Origin of the sequence: Pseudomonas sp. ANT_H4 (assembly GCF_008369295.1) — a bacterium.
Lineage (GTDB): Bacteria > Pseudomonadota > Gammaproteobacteria > Pseudomonadales > Pseudomonadaceae > Aquipseudomonas.
In genome coordinates this window covers 1-22191 of sequence record NZ_VOBG01000006.1, presented here as the reverse complement: position 1 = coordinate 22191, position 22191 = coordinate 1, and the positions used below count along the sequence as shown (strand labels likewise).

Below are 22191 nucleotides of genomic sequence, written 5' to 3'. Positions count from 1 at the left end.
CGACGGCCCGCAATTTTTTGACACTACGTCTGCGGTTAGTAGGGTGGTAGCAACAAGGGTGCCAGCTCCGTGGCTACTTGTAAGAAAAGACGACTGATCCTGTCGCCCCCAAGGTTTTCATGTGGGGAATTTTCAGGTGGCGAAAAGGTAGGCTTCCACGTCCATCCCGGCATCGCGCATTTGCGCCAGCTTGTAGCGCAAGGTCCGCGGGCTGATGCCCAGCCGCTCGGCAGCCTCTTTGCGACGGCCGCGCTCGGAGCGCAGGGTGTCGATGATCATCTGGAATTCGCGGCGGCGCAGGTCGTCGCCCAATGCGCCAGCCGATTCGGCGGGAGCGGCTTCAACCGGCGGGACAGCCAGGCTGGGTAGCGGCGCAGCGCCACTGCTGCTGTTACCCAACACCAGGCAAAAGTCCTGAGGCTGGATCAAGCCGCCCTGCTGCAAAATCAATGCACGCTGGATCGCATTGTCCAGCTCGCGCACATTGCCCGGCCACGGATAGCTGATCAGGCACGCCTGGGCTTCGGCCGACAACCGCGCCTGGGCATGCTTCATTTTATTAACGTACTTGCTCAGCAGACGCTCGGCCAGCGGGATGATATCCGCCGGGCGCTCGCGCAAAGGGCGCCAGGCCAGAGGGAACACCGAGAGCCGGTAGAACAAGTCTTCACGAAAGCGCCCCGCCGCCACTTCGCCCGACAGATCACGGTTGGTGGTGGCGACCACGCGGATATCCAGCTGAATCGGCTTGCGTGCGCCGACCCGCTCCACTTCGCGTTCCTGCAGCACCCGCAGCAACTTGGCTTGCAGGCCCAGGGGCATTTCCGAAATTTCATCGAGCAGGATGGTGCCGCCGTCGGCCTGTTCAAACTTGCCGGCTTGCGCAGCGATAGCACCGGTGAAGGAGCCTTTTTCATGGCCGAACAAGGTGGCTTCGAGCATGTTGTCGGGGATCGCCGCGCAGTTGATCGCGATAAACGGCTGGCTGGCGCGGTGGGATTGCTGGTGGATATAACGCGCCAGCACTTCTTTGCCAGTGCCGGACTCGCCAGAGATCAGCACCGTGGAATCACTGCGCGCCACACGGGCCGCCAGCTCCAGCAATTGAGCACTGGCCGGCTCAAAGGCAATCGGGCCTTCGCCATCGGCGGCACCGAGAGTGCCAAGGGCATGGCGGGCGACCAGTTCGATCAAGGCCTTGGGCTCGAAGGGTTTTACCAGGTAGTCCGCCGCGCCCTGACGCATGGCATCCACAGCGCGCTCGACGGCGCCGTGGGCGGTCATCAGCAGCACCGGCAATTGTGGTTGGCGGGCGCGCAACAGGCCGAGCAACTGGTGGCCGTCCATGCCCGGCATGTTGACATCGCTAACCACCAGGCTAAAGGATTCGTGCTCTACAGCCTCCAAGGCTTCCTCGGCAGAACCGACCGCCCGGTAGTCATGGCCCGCCAACAGCAGCGTGTCAGCCAATGCTTCACGCAGGGCGCGATCGTCTTCAACCAATAAAACCTTGATAGCCATTTACCTTTACTCCGCGCTTGGCGCGCTTGAAAACAGCGGCAGCGTCATCAGCGCACAGGTGCCGCGACCCAACCGGGAACGCAGCTGCAATTCTCCCTGATGCGCCCGCGCCACTGCCTTGACCACGGTCAGGCCCAGGCCGGTACCGTTAGTTTTGGTGGTAAAAAAGGGCTCGCCCAGGCGCTGTAACACCAGCGGCTCGATCCCGCTGCCGCTGTCGCTGATACACAGCCGCAAGGTGTCGGCGCGGGTGTACAGATGCACCTTGAGCCGCGCCCCGGGGCCGCTGGCCTGGGTCGCGTTTTCAATCAAGTTAAGCAGCGCACCCACCAGCGTGTCGCGATTGCACAGCAACTCCCCCAGATGGCTGTCGCACTGCCAACGTACCGACACGTCTTGAATATGGGTGGCCGCAGCGGCTTGCAGGGACTGCATCAGCGCCGACGGTGTGACGCGGTCGGTCAGCGGCAACTCGCCGCGGGCAAATACCAGCATGTCGCGTACCTGGTGCTCAAGCTCGTGCAGACGCTCCTTGAGCCGACCGGCAAAACGCTGATGAGTGGCCGCCGGCAATTGCTCGTCAGTCAAATGACTGGCGTAGATCAGCGCGGCCGACAGCGGGGTACGAATCTGATGCGCCAGAGAAGCGACCATTCGCCCCAGGGACGACAGGCGCTCATGGCGCGCCAGTTGATCCTGCAGGTGACGGGTTTCAGTCAGGTCGTTGAGCAAGACCAATTGGCCGGGCTCGGCGTCCAGGGAACGGGTGGCGATGGACAGCCGGCGACCGTCCTTGAGGGAGATTTCGTGACCGTCGTCTTCGCGCGGCGCAAAGCAGCGGGCAATGACATGGCGCCACAGCTCGCCTTCCAGTGGCAAACCCAGCAAGTCGCAGGCCGCCGGGTTGGCTTCGCGCACGCGGCCCTGATCGTCGATGACGATAACGCCACCGGGCAACAGGTCGAGGAGGTTTTGCAGACGGTTGGCCAAGCGCTCTTTCTCGGCCAGCTCTGCCATGCGCTGGGCACTGACCACCGCCAACTCGCCTTTGAGCTCAGAAACCCGGGCCTCCAACAGGCTGTAGGAGTCGGTCAACTGACTGGACATCTGGCTGAACAGCGAGAACGCCTGCTCAAGCCCAAGCCGGCTGATCTGCTCTACGGAAGGCCCCTGAGTGTCAGGGACTGAAGATAGTTGGGCGACGTGGGGCATCGTGCTCTCTCGCTTGGCTGACCGTCAGTTAAACGGAACGTTGCGAGAGCTGTAGCAATACCCGTGCCTAAAAAAAACTACTTATATATCAATGTATTGAAAAACAGGCGTCAATCATCCGCCTGTTCATCACCTTCACGACGGCTCATGCCGTACTTGCGCATCTTCTCCACCAGGGTGGTGCGACGGATGCGCAGGCGCTCAGCGGCACGGGCAACGATGCCATTGGCGTCGTCCAGGGCCTGCTGGATCAGTCCTTGCTCCAGGCTGCCGAGGTAGTCCTTCAAGTCCAGGCCTTCGGGCGGCAGCATGGCGGTGGCGCCGAAGTCCGGGGTGTGGCCGTTGATGGCCACCCGCTCTTCGAGATCGCTGCGCAAGCTGTCCACTAGTTGCTCGTCTTCGTCGTCGACATAGCGGAATTTCTTCGGCAACTCGACCACGCCGATGACCCCATACGGGTGCATGATCGCCATGCGCTCCACCAGGTTGGCCAACTCGCGGACGTTGCCCGGCCAGCCGTGGCGGCACAGGGACATGATCGCCGCCGAGTTGAAACGGATGGAACCGCGTTTTTCGTGCTCCATGCGCGAGATCAGCTCATTCATCAGCAACGGGATGTCTTCCACGCGCTCACGCAGGGGTGCCATCTCGATGGGGAATACGTTGAGGCGGTAGTACAGGTCTTCGCGGAAGCTGCCGACCTCGATCATGCTTTCGAGGTTCTTGTGGGTCGCGGCGATGATGCGCACGTCGGCATTCTGGGTCTTGTTGCTGCCCACGCGCTCGAAGGTGCGCTCTTGCAGGACTCGCAACAGCTTGACCTGCATCGGCAGCGGCATGTCGCCGATTTCGTCGAGGAACAGGGTGCCGCCATTGGCCAGTTCAAAACGCCCGGCACGGCTGGTGATCGCCCCGGTAAAGGCGCCCTTTTCGTGGCCGAACAGTTCGCTTTCCAGCAGCTCTGCAGGAATCGCCCCACAGTTGACCGGCACGAAAGGCCCGTCGCGGCGTTTGGAATGGTAATGCAGGTTTCGCGCGACCACTTCCTTGCCGGTACCCGACTCGCCGAGGATCAGTACGCTGGCATCGGTATCAGCCACTTGCTGCATCATCTGGCGCACATGCTGGATGGCACGGCTGGTGCCGACGAGGCTGCGGAACAGGTTGGGTTCGCGGTGACGTCCGCGCTCGCGGGCCTGGTCGTACATCTCGCGATAGACCTGGGCACGGTGCAGGGAGTCGAGCAATTTGCTGTAGCTGGGGGGCATTTCCAGGGTGGAAAGGACGCGGCGGCGCTGGTCTTCCGGAAGCTCGACAGAAGAAATATCACCCATTAGCAACACTGGAAGGAACTCATCCCAGGTTGAGAGTGTCTTTAACAAGCCCAGAATTGCGCCAGGAGCGTTTACCGTCCCGATCAGCACACAAATGACTTCACGGCTCGACGACAAAGAGCTGACCGCCTGCTGCCAATCGTGGCTGCCGCAGGGCAGATTTTCTTCGCCAAGAAAATTCAAGATCACCGCCAGGTCGCGGCGGCGAACGCTATCGTCATCGATCAGCAGAATTTTGGTTTCACGCCACATGCAATAACAACTTCCCTAGTAAAACTCAAATGCCCTCGATTCGGGGCAATCTAGATAGCTGTAGGCATTTTCTGCGCTACGGCCACCTGACGTCTGAAATAGCACTAGTTAAGTCAAAAAAATGTGCACAGTCAAATTTATGACGCGCTAGTTCGGATTAACTGAGCCAGATCAACCGAACAGATGGTAAACCTTTGACGCACTCTTCGCTCGATTGATCTGCGACATCTCTTCGAAAATCGCCTGGCGCTCCCCGGTCGTCACCTCAAGCAACTGCTGGTAAACCACCAGCAGGCTCTCCAGTTTTTCCCGCAGGGCATCCTCGTCGACCGGCGCCTCGCTGAGCACGTCGTCAATCACGTTACGGCAGCCCAGGTCCAGTTCGCCGATGGCGTCCCAGTTACGCTCTGCCAACGCGTCGATCAAGGCTTCACGGGTTTCATCAATGCGTTGCAGTGCATGGCTCATGACGTGTACCTCAAGGCCTCAGGCCTTATTGTGTTGCGATGGCATCCCAGCCTTCTTTTACGGTAATCAGCAGACGAGCGACTTCGTCGATCAAGTCAGCATCATTCACACGATTGGCTTCCACCAGGCGGTTACTCATGTAGCCATACAGGGCGTCCAACTGATGCACCGCTGCCGGATCTTCAGCTTTTTCCGGCTCCAGGCCGTCGCGCAGACCGGTGATAATTTCAATCGCCTTGCCCAGCATTAGCCCTTTTTGTGCGATATCACCACGACTCAACGCGCCCTTGGCTTGAGCCATACGATCGAGACCACCTTCCATCAGCATCTGCACCAGACGGTGCGGGCTGGCTTCGGAGACCTGAGCGTGGGAATTGACCTTCTGGTATTGGCGAAGGGCTCTCATAGGGTTCATGTTGTTACCTCAGTTACAGGCCACAGTCGAATAGGTTTGCTTAACCAGTTTTTCGACCGCGCCGCAAAAAACTTTAATCCAGACTTCAAGACCAGGACCACCGGCACATGCTTTTTCGGGGCGTTGAACGCCCCTAAAAATCAGCTCGACTTCGGATTGTTCAGCGAGTTGAGGGTGGTCATGATGCTGGAGCTGCTGGCGTTGATCTGGGCGATCATAGTGTCCATCGCCGTGTACTTGGCGCTCAGGGACTTCTGCAAGGCCTCCATGCGCCGATCCAGGTCGGCCTTCTGGGTAGTCAGGTCGGTCAACTTGGTGTTGAGGTCTGTCGCCCGCGAGGCCAGCGTCCCGGTGGTGCCTACATAGCTCGCGGTCGCCTTGTTCATGCGGGTGACCAGACCAGTGTCGCCGGTGAACAGCTTGGCAATATCGCCAGCACCCTTAACCACAGCCTTATCCCACGCCTTGTCTTCCAGGCTCAGCAGCCCGGTTTTCTGGTCAGTGGTGATGCCCATCTGGGCAAGACTGCTGATGCTGCCCGCCCCCGATCCGTTGACCAGCTCACTGCGCAGGCTGGCAACCAACTGACGCATCGACGCATCGCCGGTCAAGGCGCCTGCCGTGGTGGTGGAGGCATCGCCCGTGGCGGTGACCTTGGTCTGAGTGTTGATGGAGGTCATCAGGGCGTTGTAAGCGGTGACGAACGACTGCACCGAGGTCTTCAGCGTGTCGGTGTTGCTGGCCACGGTGATGGTGATCGGCTTGGTGATGTCGGCGGCTACCAGATCCAGGGTCACGCCACTGATGGCGGAAGCGATCTTGTTGCTGGTGGACTCCATCGCAATGCCATCGATGGTGTATTTGGCGTTCTTCGCCGGCTCCCCCTTGTCATAACCGGTGGCCAGGTCCGAGGTACCGCTGAGGGTGATATCGGTGCCTTCGCCACTGTTGGTAGAGGTGAGGACCAGACGCGCGCCCTTGGAGTCACTCAGTACGTTGGCACTGATGCCCTGGGCAGAGAGCTGAGTATTGATGGATTCGCGCACCTGCTGCAGGGTCGCACCACCCGGAACCAGTACGTCGTAGCTTTTACCCGACTGGGTAATCGTCAGCGTCTGGTCTTCATCACTCGTGTTGGCCCTGCCCGAAGCACCATCTTCAATGACCTTGCTGGAAACCTTCGAGGCGGTCGCCAGGTTCTGGACCTCCACGATGTATTTACCGCTGGACGCGCCATCACCCAGGGTGACCTTGACGTTTTTTTCTTCAGAGGTAGTAGCAGCCAGCCCGTTGAACGAGGCCACGTTGTTCAACTTGGTGATCGCCGCCTGGTAAGCTTCCAACGCCGTTTTCACCGAGCCAACAGCCGACAGCTGGACAGTCGCGTCTTTTTGCTGAGCGGTGATCTGGGCCAGCTTGGGCGCCTGTTCAGCCCCCACCAACGCCTTGACGATGGCTTGCGTGTCGTAGCCCGAGCCTGGGCCGGAAATCGTTGAACTAGCCATTTGCTATTCTCCTTGTCCTGCGGCTGCCGCTTTATTGGCGCACTAACGCCCAGACAGCAATCAGAAACATGTTTCGTGCCAACTCAAGCCTTTGCTTCAAACAGCAGGCTGCTGGCATCGCTCAGGTTCTGCGCCAGCTTCAGCGCGGTCTCCGATGGAATCTGTCTAATCACTTCACCGCTGTCGGTGGCGATGACTTTGACGACCACTTTGCCGGTGGTGTCATCAATGGAGAAGTCCAGGTTACGTTGGGTCGCCTGCACAAACTCACGAATATCGGTTACAGCCTTTTCCAGTGCCATGCGTTGCGGCTCCTCGGCGGAGGCCGGCTCAGTCTCAACCGCAGGCTTGGCCTGAGCAGTAGAGACATTATTGGCCTGATTGGCCTGGGTTACGCCAGCCGGGTAAGACGCGTTCAGCTTGATGCTCATGTCCATTTCATCACCTCCAAACTGAAAAAACGAAAGGGCACGTATACGCGCCCTTCCGTTATTTAACCGCTAGCCGATATTACTGAAGCAGCTTCAGAACAGCGGATGGCAGTTGGTTGGCCTGGGACAGGATCGCGGTGGAAGCCTGTTGCAGGGTTTGTTGCTTGGTCAGTTCAGCGGCTTCGGAAGCGAAGTCAGCGTCTTCTACACGGCCTTTGGCGGCAGTGGAGTTCTGCGAAATGCTCTGCAGGTTAGCCACGGTGCTGGCAAAACGGTTTTGCACCGCACCCAGCTGCGAACGCTGGCTGTCGATCTGCTGCATGGCGTCGTCCAGAGCCTGGATGGCTTGCTGGGAAGAAGCGGCAGTCAGAACGCTCAGGTCGGAAACGCTGGTTTCCATGGTGACGGCAGTTTTGGTGCCGTTGTTAGCTACAGTGGTCAGACCCAGTGCAGCCAAGCCAGTACCTGCGCTGCCGTCCTTGATGGTGATGTCTTTGTCAGCGAACAGGTTCAGGGTGCCATCAGCGTTTTTGGTGGCCTGAACGCCAGTGCTGGCGCTGTTGATCGAGGCAACGATAGCGTCAGAGGTGTCGCCCTTCTTGAACTTGACTTCAACGCCGTTCACTTCAATCGAAGTATCAGCAGTCAACTTGGCCTGAGAAGTACCAGCCGACAGGCCCAACTGCGACAGCGAACCGCTATCTTTGTTGGCCAGCTTGATGTCCTTGCCGTCGCCGGAGGTGACGGTGATACGACCATCAGTCATCTTGGCGGTAGCGCCGGTGCCAGCTTCGGCAGCGACCTTGCTCAGGACAGCCGACAGCAGATCAGTTACGCCCCAGGTTACGTCCTTGCCATTGACGGTAATGGTGCCGGTGGCGCCCATTTTAGACGTTTCTTTGAACTCTGCTGCAGTTGTGCTGTCACCAACCGCCAGGCCAAGGCTCGCCAGGCCAGCAGTTGGAGGAGTAGTTGGAAGAGCTGGAGGAGTGGCTGGAGGGATAGCAACATCAACAATAGCAGTCGCCTCAAGCTTGATATCCCCCTTAGACGACAGGGTCAACTTACCATCAGTACCAGCAGAAGCAGTAACGCCGGTTTTAGCCGTCTCGGCGTTGATCGCGGTTACCGCAGCGGATGCACTGGCACCGGCAGCGGCAGCGGCAGCGGTCAAAGCAATTTCTACGCCGTTGATGCGGAACCTGTCGGTAGCAAGAGTAGCGCCTGCAGCAGTAGCACCCGTTAGGCTAGCTTTCATCCCACCAATGCTGGTGCTGGTAGCGGTAGCAGCCAGACCCTTCATTGCGCTGCCGTCTACAGCAGCTTCTTTGAAGTTACCTTTCAGCGCAGTAGAGCTGATATCAGTCATACCAAACGAAATGGTTTCATTAGCATTGGCGCCAATCTGGAACGCTACGTTGCTGAACGTACCGTCGAGCAGGTTACGACCACCGAAGGTAGTGGTGCTGGCGATACGGTTCAGCTCACCCACTTTAGCGGTGAATTCTTGTTGCAGGGAAACACGGTCAGCGTCGCTTTTATCACCGTTGGCTGCTTGCAGGGCGAGTTCACGCAGACGCTGCAAGGTGTTGGTGGATTCTTGCATCGCGCCTTCAGCAGTCTGGGCGATGGAAACACCGTTGTTGGCGTTGGCGATGGCAACGTTCAGGCCTTTGACCTGGTTGTTCAGACGGTTAGCGATCTGCATGCCGGCAGCGTCGTCTTTGGCGCTGTTGATTTTCAGGCCGGAAGACAGACGGTTCATCGACTGGCTCAAAGCGTCGGATGCTTTGTTCAGGTTCTTCTGGACGCCCAGGGAAGTGATGTTGGTGTTTACGGACATTGCCATGACGAAATCCTCGTGAGTTGGATACTGCGGCTTCCGGCCCTGGCAACCGCCGGGTGTGGCCTAGAGAACCTTCGTAATAGTTATCGTCGTGAATGCAGGTTGCTTGAGGTTTTTTTTGAATTTTTTTACTAGCCCCGTTCCACTCCTTGCAATTCAAGGCCTTACAGAAGCAGGAAAGCCCAGCATTAATAGGCTGCTGACACCTGCACCCCCTCTCAAGCCCGACTCTTGTGGCAAGCCCGTTTCCTGTGAGGAGCAGGCTGTTGTGGTAAGTGAGCTTGTTGTGGCGAGCGGGCTTGCCCGCGTTGGGGCGCGAAGCGGCCCTAAAACCAGCCACTGCAATCTTTTTGATAGATCGCAGCGACCTTAATTGGGGCTGCTGCGCAGCCCAACGCGGGCAAGCCCGCTCGCCACAATAAAAAACGCCCAGGCTCTTTCGAGCCTGGGCGTTTTTTTGTGCAGCGCTATTAAGGCATCACGGCCGATAGATAATCGCCGAGCCCCATGACAGGCCCACGCCGAAGCCACTGATGGCCACGCGCTTCCAGTCGGAGCCCATCGCGTGCTTTTCCAGCAACAGAGGAATGCTCGACGACACGGTATTGCCGGTCTCGACCATGTCTTTGATGAACTTCTCTACCGGCGCGTCTTCGAAACGCCGAGCCACGGCGTCGACAATCGCCGCACTGCCCTGGTGGATGCAGAACGCATCAATCTCGTCGGCCTTCAGGCCCGACTCGTTGAGCAGCTCGTGCAGGTGCGCCGGCACCTTGAGCAGGGCGAAGTTGAAGACCTGGCGGCCGTTCATGAAAAACACACCATCGCTGACCTTCAGATGCGGTGCGCCGGAGCCATCGGTGCCGAACTTGGCCTTGCCCAGTTGCCACGGCGCGTCTTCGCCCATCCAGGTGGCGGTGGCGGCGTCACCGAAGAGCATGGTGGTGTTGCGGTCTTCGGGGTCGACGATCTTCGAGTACGGGTCGGAGGTCACCAGCAGGCCGTTTTTCAGGCCGGTGGCTTCCATAAAACCTTTCATTGCATAGATGCCGTAGACGTAGCCGGAGCAACCCAGGGAAATATCAAAGGCCGCCACGTGGGTCGGCAGGCCCAGCTTGTCCTGGACGATGGCGGCGGTATGAGGCAGGCCTTCTTCATCACCGTTCTGGGTGACGACAATCAGCACGTCGATGGATTCGCGCTTCAAACCTGGGTTGTTGGCAAACAAGGCATTGACTGCCTCGACACACAGATCGGAGGTTTCCTGCGCGGCATCCTTGCGCGGCAGAAAAGCTGAACCGATCTTGCCAATGATGAACTCTTCATCCTTGGCGAATTTGGCACCCTGGGCGTAGTTATCAAGCCCATCTACTGGCACGTAACTGGCGATGCTTTTTATGCCAATCATTGTGGCTTCCCAATACTAAATAGCTGGAGAACACCCCTGAATGCATTCAGGAGTGCTGACAATAAAGGGGATAACCCCGCAAAAAACACGCCGAAAGCGGCCATCCATTCACTGACCAAAGCCCCTAAATCCAACTCGGCGGAGGTCTGGCGGTGGCCTATCCTTTTCACACGATACAGTGAAGATGCGCTTTATGACTCATAGGTCACTCAATTTTGTGCGCTTTGTGCAAAACCCTGGAAGTTGCGCACGCCTAAAACGACAACGGCCCACCCTGTTTCCAGGGTGGGCCGTTTTGTGCCAGCGCCCATTACATCTTGTTGAACAGGCTCAACTGGGAGATTTTCACGAACGCCAGTTGCGAGGCTTCCAGCATCGCCTTCTGGAAGGCCAGGTCAATCGACACCGTGGCTACGTCCGTGTCGCCAATGGACGAGATGGTCGACTTGTTGGCCAGTACCATGCTGGTGTTTTCCGATTCCTGGATCTGCAGTGAATTCAGTCGCGCACCAATGGAGCCACGCACCATGTCCACCTGGGCATAAGAGGCCTGCAGGTTGGTGATGGTGGCGTTGACCACATCGGTCAGCTTGCCCTGGGCGACCGGATCGCCATCGGACGGTGTTTCCAGGGCCTGACGCAACTGGCTGAGGGTATCCAGTGCGCTTTGGGTCTTGTGGGTGCTGGAACCCACTGCAAACTGATCGCCAATGTCCGGTGCGCCGCTGACCTCAAAGGTCACCCCGACGGCGGTTATTTTGGCGGGGACCGCGGGGATGTCCGGAGGGCCGGGAATAGCCGGCGTACCAGGAACCATGGTGCCGTTGGACACCGGCTTGCTGTCGGCATTTATTGGCTGGGCGTACACCTCGTAATCGGTCGCCGAGGTGAACTTGATCACCGCCCCTTTGTTCGGGAAGGTGCTTGAGTAGTCCGCCTGGCTGGTGACCTGGCCCGCCGCCAACTGAGCAGTGGAGGTATTACTCGGCGTGCGCGACACGTTGAAGCTGTCCGGCTTGCCTTCCAGGGTGTAGACCCGGTCCTGGTACACCGCATCAGTGTCGGCGCCGGACTTGATGTCCTTGAGGTTCTGGCTGACGTCGAAGCTCACGCCCCGCAGGCTGATGGACGAACTGCCTTCCTTGGTCGCATCGAATACGCCGTTACCGGCGGTCTCGGAGGTAATGTCCTTGCCCGCCGAATCGCTCACGGTGTACTGGGTGCTGCTGATGAAGGTCAGTTTGTACGGCTGGCCTTCGGTGAAGCTGCTGTCATATTTTGACTGCGACGTCACCGCGCCGGCCGACACCCAAACCTTGCCATCATTGACCGCTGGCGGCTGCAACGTCGCTTGAGTACGCCCGGCGTTGGCCGTGCCTTCCAGGACGCTCTTGCCGGTGTCGTTCGCCACCATCGACAACGTGTCGGATATCTTCATGCTCAACGGTGTTTCATCACCCTGATAGCTGTAGGTACCATCGCTGTTGCGGGCATACGGCGGCGTATCGCTCTTGCCACCGGCAAACAGGTAGTGGCCGGACGAATCCTTGCTGTTGAGCAGGCTAAACACCTGCTTTTCAATCTCGCCGATCTCCGAAGCCACTGCCTTGCGGTCATCATCGCTGATACCGCCACCGCCCTTACCAGCCACTTTTAGCGCCAATTCACTGGCACGCTGCAAGGCCGTATTGATGCCTTCGAGCACACTTTCCTCGCTGTTGAGCGAGTTCTTCATGCTGCTCATATTGCCGGCGTACTGGCCCAGCATGTCTTGCTGTTGTTGCAACAGCAGCAAGCGCGCAGCGCCCACCGGATCATCCGCGGCAGTCTGGATACGCACGCCAGAGTCAATCTTTTGCTGGGTATTGGTGACGTTGGAAAAGTTGTTCGAATAACGCGAAGCACTGGTATTGAAATACTGTTCAGTCGAGATGCGCATCGTCTCAATCTCCCTTAAAGACTGTTGATCAGCGTGCTGAAGGTTTCTTGCGCAGCCTTGATGATCTGCGACGACGCGGTGTAGTACTGCTGGAATCTGATCATGTCGCCCGCCTCTTCATCCAGGTTGACCTGGGACACCGAACTGCGACTGGCCTTGGCGGCGTCCAGCATGGCGCCGGTGGCACTGTTGTCAACATTGGCCTGGCTGGCCTTGCCGCCCACCGCGGACACCAACTGGCTGTAGGCGGTGGTCATGCTCACGCCTGCGTTGTCGTCGGTAGCACCCACGGTTTTCTTGGTTTGCAGGCCAAGCAGTTGCAGGGCATTGCGGTTGTCCAGGGCAGCACCGGTATTGAACGACACGCTGAAGTTGTCGCCATCTTTCGGCGCGCCACTGATGACGGTGTCGACGCCAAAGGTCATGGGATTGTTGGCAGCGTCCTTGATCACGTTGCCGGCCGAATCCAGCATCGGCACCTTGATCGTCAGTTTGTTGTCCTGACCCGGAATGACGGTGCCGTTGCCGATGACATTGCCTTTGGCGTCGTTAACCACATAGCTCTGGGTGCCGTCGGCGGCCGGTTTGCCGAAGACCATTTTAACCGGCATCGACTGCTTGATCGCCGCTTCCAGCTGGGCCGTGGTGGCGCCACCGTGGATGTCCAGTGGCAAGGACAGGGTCGGTGCGCCGAACACACCGGTGCCGCTGTTGTTTTTATTGCCTTCGGCCAGCAACGGGCCCGAGAACGCCAACTTGTTCGGGTCGGTCATCACGACCTTGAGATCCGTCGCACCATTGGCGGTGGGGCTGACCTTGAACGTGTCGCCGTTGGCCATGGCGCCCTTGCCGTCCAGGGCCAGGGTGATACCGTCGATCACCGGAGGCGGCGTCGTGGTGGTGTTGAAAGAGCCCATGGCCTTGCCGTCCGAGCGCACCACGGTGTAATTGTTGGCGTCGGAGAAGGTCACTTTGTAATCGAGTGTCGACAGCTTGCTGGCGTCGGCGATGGTCACATTCAGGTTGCCGGCGCTGCTGTTGTTCGGGCCGCCGACACTGCGCTGGCTAATAGCCGTCGCACTGTTGATGTTATTGAACAGCAAGTTACCGAACTGGCCATTGGCGTCCAGGCCCTGGCCCAACTGACTGTTGATGCTTTCGGAGACCACCAGGGCAGTTCGGCCCAGGTCGTTGATGGCCGGCATCAGCACATCGCTGCGATAACGCAACAAGCCACCGATGGTGCCGCCGCTGATGACCGAACTGACGTCCATCTGCTGCGAGCCGCTGGCCAGCATGACCGAGTACTGGCTCTTGTCGTCCTGGCTCGGCACCGCCGACAACTTGTTGGAAATACCGTCCGACACCAGGGACTGACCGGTGCCCAGGCTGACGTCGAAATGACCGTTAGCCTCAGTAACCCTCACGCCCACCAGTTCATTAAGCGAACGCACTGCTTCATTGCGCGCATCCAGCAGGTTCGCAGGTTCAGCGTTGCCCGTACCCTTGGCCTGGCTGATCTGCTGGTTGAGGGAGGCGATGGAGGACGTCAGCTGGTTGACCTGGCCGGTCAAGGTATCCAACTGACTGTTGATGCCTTCCTTCTGCTTATTCAACTCGGAAGCAATGGAATTGAAGCGGTTGCCCAAGGTCTGGGCGATGGTCAGCACCAGTTGGCGCGCAGAGTTGTCGCTCGGGTTGGAGGACGAGGTCTGCAACGCGGCGAAGAAGCTGCTGAGGGCAGCGCCGACACCGGTGGTCTTGTCCGAGAGCAGCTTGTCCACCGAACCGATCTGATCCAGATACGCCTTGGCGTCGCTGTTGAGCGAGGTGGTGGTCTGCAACTGGGTGTCCAGGTACTGGTTGTAGACCCGGCGTACATCCGCCAGGGTCGTGCCGGTACCGACAAATACGCCATCGAACCCCGTGCTGCCGTTGGCATTCTGGGTGGTCTGCTGACGCGAGTATCCCGGGGTCTTGGCGTTGGCAATGTTGTTACTCAAGGTCGCTAGCGACCCTTGGGACGCATTGAGCCCAGACATCCCGATATTGAGCAAACCCATGGTTCAGACCTTATAAATGAGTGGAAGCGCCCGCGGCAGCGTAGTTCTGGTAGCCGTTCATCGTTTTGGCTATCTGCGAAATCTTGCTGGCGTAGTCCGGATCGGTTGCATAACCGGCTTTTTGCAATTCGCGCACAAACTGTTCCGGCTTATCGGCCGACTTCAGGACTTCTTTATATCTTTCATTGCTTTGCAGCAATGTTACGAGGTCATGGAAGCTGTCCTGGTAAGAATCGTAGGAGCGAAATTGCGCCGTTTCCTTGACCATCTCGCCATTACGAAACTCGCTGGTGATCGCCCGCGCCTGAGCACCCTGCCAACTCTGACCGGCCTTGATGCCGAACAGGTTGTGGCTGCTGGTGCCGTCTTGCTGACGCATCACCGATTTACCCCAACCGGTTTCCAGGGCCGCCTGGGCCACCAGATAGCGTGGGTCGATGCCAATGCGCTCGGCGGCCTGCTTGGCCATCGGCAGCATGGTGGCGACAAATTCATCCTGCGAGCTGAAGGCTTTCTTCGCCGGCGCCAGCGGTGGCTGAGCCATGGCACGGCCGTAGACCTGCATGCGGCTGCTCGGCACGGCAAAGGTGCGAGCCGCGCCATTGATCACACCATCTTCGGCGGCACTGTTACGCAGTGGCGCGGCCTTGGCGGTGCTGGCGACGTCCGCGCCAGGCACGATGCCGGCCAGCAGTCGGTCAGTCAGCTTGCTCGGCAACGAGATGCGCCGCTGGTTCATCAGGGCCATGTCATTGCGCACGGTGCCGTCGTCGACCCGTTCCGCTACCGCCACGCGAGAGGCCCACAATGGACGCTGGCCATTGGAGCGACCCAGCGGGCCATCCGCCAGGGTGCCAGCAGCAATCGGAGTGGGTACGTCGACTTTCTTCGGCGCCTGTTCCGGGCCTTGCAAGGTCGAGGCAGCAGCAGCCTCCACCGGTTTGTTCTTTTGCATCTGGCGCATCAGCACGTCCGCCAGGCCAATACCACCGCCCTCCCGGGACAGCGACACCGCCAGTTGCTGGTCGTACATTTCCTGGTACTGCTTGGCCGCCGGGGTATTCATCGGGTTGTCTTTGCCCAAGGCCTCGGTGGCCGAGCGCATGGACTTGAGCATCTCGTTGAGGAACAGCGACTCGAATTCCTGCGCAACCTTGCGCATGTTGCCTTCGCTGTTCTTGTCGCCGACCTTGAGCTGGTTAAGCCGGTTGAGGTCGGAATAGGAACCCGAGTCCGCCGTACTGGTTAAACCGCTCTTACGCATGTCCATGGCTACGGCCTCAAATCACGATCAGGTCGGCTTGCAAGGCGCCGGCCTGTTTCAGGGCTTCGAGGATCGCCATCAAGTCACCTGGGGCGGCGCCCACTTGGTTCACCGCACGGACAATTTCATCCAGGGTGGTGCCGGGACCGAACTTGAACATCGGCTTGGCTTCTTGCTGGGCATTCACGCGCGAGCGCGGAACCACGGCGGTCTGGCCGTTGGACAGCGCCCCCGGCTGGCTGACAATCGGGTCTTCGGTAATGGTCACGGTCAGGCTGCCGTGGGTCACCGCTGCCGGCGAGACCTTGACGTTCTGGCCGATCACGATGGTACCGGTGCGCGAATTGATGATGACCTTGGCCACTGCCTGGCCCGGATCGACTTCGAGGTTTTCCAGGATCGACAAATAGTCGACGCGCTGGCTCGGGTCCAGTGGCGCGGTGACGCGAATCGAGCCGCCGTCGATGGCCTGGGCCACGCCTGGGCCGAGCAGGTCATTGATTTTGTCCACCACGCGCTTCGCGGTGGTGAAGTCGGAGCGATTGAGGTTCAGGGTCAGGCTGTTGCCCTGGTTGAAACCGCTGGGCACGGTACGCTCCACCGAAGCACCGCCAGGAATCCGTCCGGCCGAGGGCACGTTGACGGTGATCTTCGAACCGTCGCGGCCTTCGGCGTCAAAACCGCCCACCACCAGGTTGCCCTGAGCGATGGCATAGACGTTGCCGTCGATACCTTTCAACGGCGTCATCAGCAAGGTGCCGCCCCGCAGGCTTTTCGAGTTACCGATGGAGGACACGGTGATATCCACCACCTGGCCCGGCTTGGCGAACGCCGGCAAGTCGGCACTGATCGACACGGCCGCGACGTTTTTCAACTGCACGTTGCCCGAACCTGCCGGCACCTTGATGCCGAACTGCGAAAGCATGTTGTTGAAGGTCTGCAGGGTGAACGGGGTCTGGGTGGTCTGGTCACCGGTACCGTTGAGCCCCACCACCAGGCCGTAGCCGATCAACTGGTTGGTGCGCACGCCGGAAATGCTGGCGATGTCCTTGAGCCGCTCAGCCTGGACGCCTGCGCTCAGGGCCAGCAACAACACCGCTGCCATCAGCTGTTTGAGTTTCAAAGCATTCACCTTGAGGACCACCTAGAAAGGGAACAGCGGGCTAAGGAAGAAACGGTCAAACCAGCCCGGCTGACTGGCGTCAGCAAACGAACCCGTACCCGAGTAGGTAATGCGTGCATCGGCAATCCGCGTCGATGGCACAGTATTGTCGGTGGCGATATCGTCCGCCCGCACCATGCCGGCAATGCGCACCAGTTCGTCACCGGTGTTGAGGGTCATCCACTTCTCGCCGCGCACGGCAATGATGCCGTTGGGCAATACGTCGGCGACGGTCACAGTGATCGAGCCAACCAGGCTGTTGCCCTGCCCGGCCTTGCTGCTGCCATTGGTGGCGCGGTCGCCGCTGTAGCCAACGTCCAGGCTCAAATCACCACTGCCCAACGGGTTGTTGGTGTTCAAGCCGCCGCCGAACAACGAACTCAGGCCGATACCGGTCTTGCTGTTTTTCGCCACCTGGGAGTTGGCATTCTTGCTGGCCGTGGTGCGCTCGTTCAGGGTGATGGTGATGATGTCGCCCACACGGAACGCCTTGCGGTCGCTGTACAGGTTCTGTTCGAAGCCGGCCTGGTAGATCGAGCCATTGTTGGCGGCCGCAGGCAGCGGCGTGCGCGGCAGCACCGGCGCGTAGTACGGGTCATTGGGCTTTGGCGTCGGCGCGACACAGCCCGCGAGCACGGCGATCCCACTCAATGCCAGAACAGAAACAAAGCGATTCATGACCCTTACCTCACGGTGTTGCAGGCGCCATCAGGCCGCCCCATAGACTTGATTACAGATTCTGCGTTACGAACGAAAGCATCTGGTCGGCGGTGGAAATCACCTTGGAGTTCATCTCGTAGGCACGCTGAGTGGTGATCATGTTGACCATCTCTTCAACAGTGCTGACGTTGGAGGTTTCCAGGGTGTTTTGCAGGGTGGTACCAAAACCGTTTAGCCCCGGCGTACCCACTTGCGGCGCGCCGCTGGAGGCGGTTTCCAGGAACAGGTTGTTACCGGAGGCTTGCAGGCCGGCCGGGTTGATGAAGTCAGCGGTCTGCAGGTTGCCGATCACTTGCGACGCCGGGTTACCGGCGATGGTGACGGACACGGTGCCATCGGTGCCGACCGTGAAGGTCTGGGCATCGTTGGGCACGACAATCGCCGGCTCCAGGGCAAAACCGTTGGCGGTGACGACCTGGCCATTGGAATCCAGGTGGAACGTACCGTCACGGGTATAGGAGGTGGTGCCGTCCGGTTGCAGGATCTGGAAGAAGCCGCGACCGTTGAGCGCCAAGTCCAAAGGCTGGCCAGTTTGCTGCAGGTTGCCGGCGCTGAAGTTTTTCTGGGTGCCAACAATGGACACACCAGTACCCACTTGCAGACCCGACGGCAAGGCGCTGTCCTGGGTCGACTGGGCGCCAGGCTGACGCTTGATCTGATAGAGCAAGTCCTGGAATTCGGCGCGATCACGTTTGAAACCCGTGGTCGAAACGTTCGCCAGGTTGTTGGAGATCGTGGTCAGGTTGGTGTCCTGGGCGGACAGACCTGTTTTGGCAACCCATAGAGCCGGAAGCATGCTGTTCTCCTTCGTGCGCCTGTTTTATGGCGCCGCGTTACGAAATTAGTAATCAGTGGGTGGCGATCAGGTCATCTGCAGGACGCGAGTCATTGCCTGGTCGTCTTCCTTGGCGCTGTTCATCATCTTGATGTGCAGCTCGAACTGCTTGGACAGGGCCAGCACCGCCGTCATTTCTTCGACAGCATTGACGTTGCTCGACTGCAGGAAGCCCGACACCAGCTTGACGCTGGCATCCGCTACGGCAGGCTGGCCGTCATTGGTGTGGATCGCGCCGTCCAGGCCTTTGCTCATGGTCTTTAAATCAGGGTTGACCAGCTTGATCCGGTCCACTTCAGCCATCACCCGCGGGCCTTCGCCCATGGCGCGAATGCTGATGGTGCCGTCTTGGCCTACTTCGATCTTCTGCTCAGGCGGCACGGAGATCGGCCCGCCGTTGCCCATGATCGGCATCCCGTTGCCGGCCCGCAGCATGCCGAGGGCATCGACGTTCATGCTGGCAGTGCGCACGTAGGCTTCGCCGCCGTCTGGGGTTTGCACGGCAATCCAGCCGTCACCGCCGACAGTGACGTCGAGGTCGCGGCCGGTTTCGAGCATGGAGCCGGCGGAGAAATCCGTCGCCGGCCGTTCGGTCAAGGCAAATGCCCGCGCCGGAAAGCTGTCGCCAAATACCGGCATTGAGCGGGCCTGTTCCAGGTCACGCTGAAAACCGTTGGTGGAAATGTTCGCCAGATTGTTGGCATGAGCCTTCTGCGCCAGTGCATTCTGGCTGGCGCCGGTCATTGCCACATAAAGGTACTTGTCCACGCTCATTCCTCTCTCTGACGGACGCTTGCCGTCCACCGCTGTACTAAAGAGTCTTTAGCAATTTGCGCACCAACTTTTGAAAACGGAGGAAAGTCCAGACGGGGCAAGGGTTTGCGGGTAAATGAAGGAAAACGAGAATTTGCGATAAGTCGAAAAAACGGCGGAGTTATGCCGCTTACGGCAAATGCGGGTCGTAGGTAGTCAATAAGCTGAGTCGCCGCTTCATGTAGCCCTGGGCAGCGGCGCTACGCAGAAAACTTTCCCTCCCCGTAAGCCCAATCTGATTTTCCGGACCACTCGTCCAGCCCCTCTTTTGCTGTTGCAGACTCCGACGCCTCCTTCTTGCAGAGACGTCACGGATGACTGCTTCTTCCTCTCGCATCACCTTTATCGAACATGAGCTGGATGGCTTTCATCAGAGCCTGGCGGTCTATCGCCAGCAGGTCGGGGCCTGGTATTCGCAAGCTCTGGATAAGGTCAGCCATGCAGCGGATTTGCCATCGTTGCTGGGGATGGATCAGGTGCTGCGGTTTGGGGGTTCGCAAGTATCGGTGAGCCTTTCCGATGATAACTTTTCGACGGTGGCGCGCTGTCCGGCAGGCGGCCTGCTGGAGATCGAGAGCAAGTTTGAGTCGGTGTATGACGTGCCGCTGGGGAGCATTCCTGTTGAGGTGATTGGGCAGGATGACGGTAGCTCTACGGTAGTCATGCTGGATGAGCAGGGCAAAGGCTCTCACCACTGTGTGGCCGGCGGGCGTTATCAGGTACGGGTGCAGGGCGGGGTTTCGGCGGAACAGGTCGATGCGCTGTTCTCTTCTTACGACGGTTTGACGAACGACCTCGAAGCTTGGCTGCGTGGTCAATGGGACGGTTTCAAACCGCATTGGCAGGCGTCGACTGCAAGCGCGATCGGCAGCGGATTGCTGGCGGGGAGTTGGGCGGCGATTTCCGGGGTGTGGGATAGCATTTCGCTGGTCCAGGACATTCTGCAAGACCCCGCCAAACATATCGAACGTTTGGGTGCCCAGGCCAGTGAATTGGCGGAGTTAGCCCGTACCGCGCCTCAGGTGATGGAACAGGCCATGCTGTTGGCCAGTGACGAGGCGGCGCTGTACTTGATATTGCGTACGGCAATGGTTTGGCTGTCGGCGTTGCCGCCTAGCCAAGTTGCCGGCAAGGCGGCTGAGATCGTTGCCAGGGTTGTAGTGTCGCTGCTGATTGACCTATTAATCGCAGTGGTGCTGACCATTGCCCTGCAAGGTGCAGGCATCGCCTATCTGGGGCTGCGTCTGGCCAAGTACGGAGCGCAGGTTGTTGAAGCTGCCATCGATCTTGTTAAAGGCATCTTCACCATCATCAAAAGCTTCATGGGGGCAGTGAGTCGCTACAAGACGGTGGCTGTTCGTGGCGTGGTCAGCGGCCTGAAAAAAGGGGGCATGCAGATGCCCTGGGGCGCGCGTCAGAACACGGTGATCAGGCACAAAGAGCCTGTCGACGATGTGCCCTCTTCTGCGAAAAACCCTAACGGCGATGCAGCGGCCAGTGCCGATAAAACGGCGACCAATGGTTGCCCGGTGTCGATGGTTACCGGTGAGGAACTGCTGACCCTCACGGACGGTGAGCTGGACGGGCTTCTGCCGTTTGCCTGGACAAGGGTGTACCGCACCAGTGCGGTGGAAGTGGATTGCGGACTGGGGTTTGGCTGGAGCCATTCGCTGGCTCAGCGGCTTTCTGTGATTGGCGAGTCGGTGGTGTGGACCGATCATGAGAACCGCAGCACGACGTTTGCGTTGCCCTCTGTTTCGCGACCGGCGATCAGCAATAGCTTGGCGGAGGCGGCGATTTATCTGGGTTCTTCGCCAGATGAACTGGTGCTGGCTCAAGACTCCCGTTTCTATCATTTTCGCGACGGTTTGCTGACATCGATCAGCGACGCGTATGACAACCGCCTGCGTATCTCCCGCGACTATTCAGGACGGATTCAACGGCTGGATAACGGCGTCGGGCGGGGGTTGCTGCTGCGCTATGACCGGGACCATATCGTTGCAGTCGACTACCAGGTACAGCGCGCCGAGGAGTATCAGGAGTACGTCTGGGTTACCGAGCTGAACGTTGTTTCCTACCGCTATGACGACGCTTGGCGGCTGATTGAGGCAACCAATGCTGTAGGCGAAAGCGAGCGGTATCGGTACGACGATCAGCAAGTGATTCTGGAACGGGAACTGGCCGGTGGGGCGAGTTTCTTTTGGGAGTGGGAACGGTCCGGCAAGGCTGCACGCTGCGTGCGGCACTGGGCCAGTTTTTCGCAGATGGACACGCGTTATGTTTGGGACGACAACGGCTGTGTCACCGTCCATAACGCTGATGGCAGCCAGGAAGTCTACGTCCACGACCAGCGTGCGCGGCTGGTGCAGCGGATCGATCCGGACGGCGCGGAGCACTTCAAATCCTACGACGATAAGGGCCGGCTGACGGTCGAGCAGGACCCGCTCGGGGCGGTGACGGCGTATCAGTACGACGAAGCCGGTCGGCTGATTACGCTGTTTCCAGGGGACGATGAGCCGACATCCTACGAGCATGACAACGGTTTCGTTCGGGTCGTACGCCGTGGCGACGCGGTCTGGAAATACCAGCGTAACGATCAGGGCGATATCACCCGTAAGACTGACCCTGACGGCAATTACACCGACTACAGCTACAACAAACACGGCAAGCTCACCGGCGTCTGGCATCCGGATAACAGCAGTCAGCGCCTGACCTGGAATGAGCGTGGCCAACTCACCGAGGAACAGCTGGCTAATGGCGGTGTACGGCGTTATCGCTATGACGACCTGGGGCGGCAGGTTGCGGTAGAGGATGAGCATGGCGCGCTGACCCAGTACCAGTGGGACGCCGTAGGTCGCTTGCTGAAAGTGATCCAACCAGGAGGCGCCACCCGCGAATTCAGCTACAACCCCTACGGCAAAATCACCGCCGAGCGCGATGAACTCGGCCGTGTCACCCGTTACGAGTACGCCGACGGCCTGCACCTGATCAGCCGACGCATTA

The 22191-nt window shown here is 59.2% G+C and carries 17 protein-coding genes; 1 reads left to right on the top strand and 16 read right to left on the bottom strand.

Features of this window, described 5'->3' with window-relative positions:
• Positions 1-132: 132 nt before the first annotated feature.
• The 16 genes from FQ182_RS09335 to FQ182_RS09260 all read right to left on the bottom strand — a co-directional run bounded on the left by FQ182_RS09335 (position 133) and on the right by FQ182_RS09260 (position 19143).
• A complete protein-coding gene (locus FQ182_RS09335; protein ID WP_149411382.1) occupies positions 133-1521 on the bottom strand; it encodes a sigma-54 dependent transcriptional regulator in 1389 nt (462 codons plus the stop codon).
• A 6-nt stretch (positions 1522-1527) separates the two neighbouring features.
• Entirely contained in the window at positions 1528-2733 is a 1206-nt protein-coding gene (locus FQ182_RS09330; protein ID WP_149411381.1) for a PAS domain-containing sensor histidine kinase, read from the bottom strand.
• A 110-nt stretch (positions 2734-2843) separates the two neighbouring features.
• Complete coding sequence (locus FQ182_RS09325; RefSeq protein ID WP_149411380.1) at positions 2844-4319, bottom strand: sigma-54 dependent transcriptional regulator; 1476 nt, start codon at positions 4317-4319, stop codon at positions 2844-2846.
• Positions 4320-4490: 171 nt separating this feature from the next.
• Positions 4491-4787 (bottom strand): flagellar protein FliT, encoded by a 297-nt coding sequence (locus FQ182_RS09320; RefSeq protein WP_149411379.1) that lies wholly within the window; start codon positions 4785-4787, stop codon positions 4491-4493.
• A 25-nt stretch (positions 4788-4812) separates the two neighbouring features.
• Positions 4813-5202, bottom strand: a complete 390-nt coding sequence (gene fliS, locus FQ182_RS09315) for a flagellar export chaperone FliS (protein WP_133099156.1) — start codon at positions 5200-5202, stop codon at positions 4813-4815.
• A 140-nt stretch (positions 5203-5342) separates the two neighbouring features.
• The gene (gene fliD, locus FQ182_RS09310; RefSeq protein ID WP_149411378.1) at positions 5343-6707 is read right to left on the bottom strand and encodes a flagellar filament capping protein FliD; all 1365 of its coding nucleotides are present in this window, start codon (positions 6705-6707) and stop codon (positions 5343-5345) included.
• 83 nt (positions 6708-6790) lie between these two features.
• Positions 6791-7144, bottom strand: coding sequence for a flagellar protein FlaG (locus tag FQ182_RS09305; RefSeq protein WP_149411377.1), 354 nt, complete (start codon positions 7142-7144; stop codon positions 6791-6793).
• Positions 7145-7217: 73 nt separating this feature from the next.
• Entirely contained in the window at positions 7218-8987 is a 1770-nt protein-coding gene (locus FQ182_RS09300) for a flagellin (RefSeq protein WP_149411376.1), read from the bottom strand.
• Positions 8988-9462: 475 nt separating this feature from the next.
• Positions 9463-10392: a ketoacyl-ACP synthase III gene (locus FQ182_RS09295; RefSeq protein ID WP_149411375.1), complete on the bottom strand. Its 930-nt coding sequence runs from the start codon at positions 10390-10392 to the stop codon at positions 9463-9465.
• A gap of 310 nt (positions 10393-10702) precedes the next feature.
• Positions 10703-12331, bottom strand: coding sequence for a flagellar hook-associated protein 3 (locus FQ182_RS09290; protein ID WP_149411374.1), 1629 nt, complete (start codon positions 12329-12331; stop codon positions 10703-10705).
• Between the two features lie 14 nt (positions 12332-12345).
• Positions 12346-14394 (bottom strand): flagellar hook-associated protein FlgK, encoded by a 2049-nt coding sequence (gene flgK, locus FQ182_RS09285; RefSeq protein WP_149411373.1) that lies wholly within the window; start codon positions 14392-14394, stop codon positions 12346-12348.
• Positions 14395-14404: 10 nt separating this feature from the next.
• The gene (flgJ, locus tag FQ182_RS09280; RefSeq protein WP_149411372.1) at positions 14405-15664 is read right to left on the bottom strand and encodes a flagellar assembly peptidoglycan hydrolase FlgJ; all 1260 of its coding nucleotides are present in this window, start codon (positions 15662-15664) and stop codon (positions 14405-14407) included.
• A 10-nt stretch (positions 15665-15674) separates the two neighbouring features.
• Positions 15675-16763, bottom strand: a complete 1089-nt coding sequence (locus FQ182_RS09275) for a flagellar basal body P-ring protein FlgI (RefSeq protein ID WP_133099453.1) — start codon at positions 16761-16763, stop codon at positions 15675-15677.
• A gap of 39 nt (positions 16764-16802) precedes the next feature.
• Positions 16803-17498: a flagellar basal body L-ring protein FlgH gene (gene flgH / locus FQ182_RS09270; RefSeq protein WP_133099164.1), complete on the bottom strand. Its 696-nt coding sequence runs from the start codon at positions 17496-17498 to the stop codon at positions 16803-16805.
• A gap of 52 nt (positions 17499-17550) precedes the next feature.
• On the bottom strand, positions 17551-18336 hold the full coding sequence (flgG, locus tag FQ182_RS09265; RefSeq protein WP_133099165.1) for a flagellar basal-body rod protein FlgG: 786 nt from the start codon (positions 18334-18336) through the stop codon (positions 17551-17553).
• Between the two features lie 66 nt (positions 18337-18402).
• Positions 18403-19143 (bottom strand): flagellar basal body rod protein FlgF, encoded by a 741-nt coding sequence (locus FQ182_RS09260; protein WP_133099166.1) that lies wholly within the window; start codon positions 19141-19143, stop codon positions 18403-18405.
• Positions 19144-19502: 359 nt separating this feature from the next.
• Between FQ182_RS09260 and FQ182_RS09255 the strand changes: the two genes are divergently transcribed.
• Positions 19503-22191, top strand: a 2689-nt coding sequence (locus tag FQ182_RS09255; protein WP_149493981.1) for a DUF6531 domain-containing protein, incomplete at its 3' end; no start/stop codon positions are given.

Bases quoted from the DNA above. Each gene is read 5' to 3' on its own strand.
- flgJ (WP_149411372.1), bottom strand. From the start codon at position 15,664: ATGGACATGCGTAAGAGCGGTTTAACCAGTACGGCGGACTCGGGTTCC.
- FQ182_RS09290 (WP_149411374.1), bottom strand. From the start codon at position 12,331: ATGCGCATCTCGACTGAACAGTATTTCAATACCAGTGCTTCGCGTTAT.
- FQ182_RS09320 (WP_149411379.1), bottom strand. From the start codon at position 4,787: ATGAGCCATGCACTGCAACGCATTGATGAAACCCGTGAAGCCTTGATC.
- flgG (WP_133099165.1), bottom strand. From the start codon at position 18,336: ATGCTTCCGGCTCTATGGGTTGCCAAAACAGGTCTGTCCGCCCAGGAC.
- FQ182_RS09305 (WP_149411377.1), bottom strand. From the start codon at position 7,144: ATGGACATGAGCATCAAGCTGAACGCGTCTTACCCGGCTGGCGTAACC.
- FQ182_RS09325 (WP_149411380.1), bottom strand. From the start codon at position 4,319: ATGTGGCGTGAAACCAAAATTCTGCTGATCGATGACGATAGCGTTCGC.
- FQ182_RS09330 (WP_149411381.1), bottom strand. From the start codon at position 2,733: ATGCCCCACGTCGCCCAACTATCTTCAGTCCCTGACACTCAGGGGCCT.
- FQ182_RS09300 (WP_149411376.1), bottom strand. From the start codon at position 8,987: ATGGCAATGTCCGTAAACACCAACATCACTTCCCTGGGCGTCCAGAAG.
- FQ182_RS09295 (WP_149411375.1), bottom strand. From the start codon at position 10,392: ATGATTGGCATAAAAAGCATCGCCAGTTACGTGCCAGTAGATGGGCTT.
- flgK (WP_149411373.1), bottom strand. From the start codon at position 14,394: ATGGGTTTGCTCAATATCGGGATGTCTGGGCTCAATGCGTCCCAAGGG.
- FQ182_RS09335 (WP_149411382.1), bottom strand. From the start codon at position 1,521: ATGGCTATCAAGGTTTTATTGGTTGAAGACGATCGCGCCCTGCGTGAA.
- fliS (WP_133099156.1), bottom strand. From the start codon at position 5,202: ATGAACCCTATGAGAGCCCTTCGCCAATACCAGAAGGTCAATTCCCAC.
- fliD (WP_149411378.1), bottom strand. From the start codon at position 6,707: ATGGCTAGTTCAACGATTTCCGGCCCAGGCTCGGGCTACGACACGCAA.
- flgH (WP_133099164.1), bottom strand. From the start codon at position 17,498: ATGAATCGCTTTGTTTCTGTTCTGGCATTGAGTGGGATCGCCGTGCTC.
- FQ182_RS09275 (WP_133099453.1), bottom strand. From the start codon at position 16,763: ATGGCAGCGGTGTTGTTGCTGGCCCTGAGCGCAGGCGTCCAGGCTGAG.